The 1,093-nt window shown below is 68.8% G+C and carries 2 protein-coding genes and 1 pseudogene; all 3 read left to right on the forward strand.

Going from position 1 to position 1,093, the window contains the following annotated elements; genetic code table 11:
* Positions 1-288: pseudogene (locus ACFU8Q_RS41640) on the forward strand (TetR/AcrR family transcriptional regulator); the annotation flags it as partial.
* A gap of 1 nt (position 289) precedes the next feature.
* Positions 290-688 (forward strand): hypothetical protein, encoded by a 399-nt coding sequence (locus ACFU8Q_RS41645; protein ID WP_384465482.1) that lies wholly within the window; start codon positions 290-292, stop codon positions 686-688.
* A 117-nt stretch (positions 689-805) separates the two neighbouring features.
* Positions 806-970 carry a hypothetical protein gene (locus ACFU8Q_RS41650; RefSeq protein WP_384465485.1) on the forward strand — a complete coding sequence of 55 codons (165 nt, stop codon included), beginning with the start codon at positions 806-808 and terminating at the stop codon, positions 968-970.
* Positions 971-1,093 lie beyond the last annotated feature (123 nt).

Here is a 1,093-nt window from a genome sequence, read left to right on the forward strand (position 1 = left end):
TCCGTGACCGATGAGGCGCTGGCTGCTCAGCCCTTCCTCGACAACCCCGACGCCGCGGAGAACGCCCTGACAGGCTTGCTCGAACAGGCCCAGGCATCAGGACTGGCCGATCCCGGCGTCGAAGCGCGCACGGAGGCGATCAGTCTGCTCGCGATGACGGCGACCATGGGCACCAGCATCCTCGTGGGCCAGCGGAGTCCGGAGTCGGCCATCGAGGTACTCCATCACCACCTGGACCGGATCTTCGTGACCGTCGAGACGTCGGCGGCTGGGGAGGGTCCAATCTGACGTGCCGTTGCGGCAATTCGCCTGGCACAACCGTGAGCGCCTGGGGCTGCTCAGCATTCGCGACGACGCCCTCCTGCTGCACGCCATGAAGTGGCCCGACGAGGTGCGCTCCCCCGACGAACTCGCCCCGACGAAGAAGGCTGACGTGGACGAGGACGAAGTCGCCTGGGAGACCCACGACGTCGCCACCGCCTGCAACCTGCCGGTCGTCGGCCCGGCCCCGTGCCTGAACATGGTGCTCGCCACCCGCGACGGGCACGTGCTGCACCAGTTCCCCTACACCGAGCAGCTGCTGTACCGCAGCCCGGAGGGCTGGGCATCGGTCGCCCCGGACTGGAGGCCGGGGCCCCCGCACCGCAGCCCAGCGGCGACCTCGTGCCGCCCATCCAGGCCACGGTGAACTTCTCCTTCACCCCGATCGAGCTGGACCATCCCGACCCGTTCGGCGTCACCGTCGTGCTGATGGAAGAGGACGGCGACAGCATGCGCCTGACCGAAGCGTTCGCCCGCTGAGCCCGTGGCACGGGACTTCGACGACGACGCGCCCCGCCGAATCCAGGACGCGAACCACCTGATCAATGCCCGCCAGCGGGACGCCGACGAACGGATCTACGTGGTGACCACCAACCCTCGCCCAGCGCTGGCGGCTGGTGTGGACGTACCGCCGCTTGCACTGGCGTGACCGCGAACGCGGAACGGCCAGCCGTCCCGTCGAGGCAACTGGCCGTCGAGGCGGCTGGAGCGTGACACTCGAGGCGAGGAGGCAGCGTCAGACCGCATGGTCTAATATCTGACCATGCGGTCT

Origin of the sequence: Streptomyces sp. NPDC057543, from assembly GCF_042801895.1 — a bacterium.
In the GTDB taxonomy this organism is placed as follows: Bacteria; Actinomycetota; Actinomycetes; order Streptomycetales; family Streptomycetaceae; genus Streptomyces.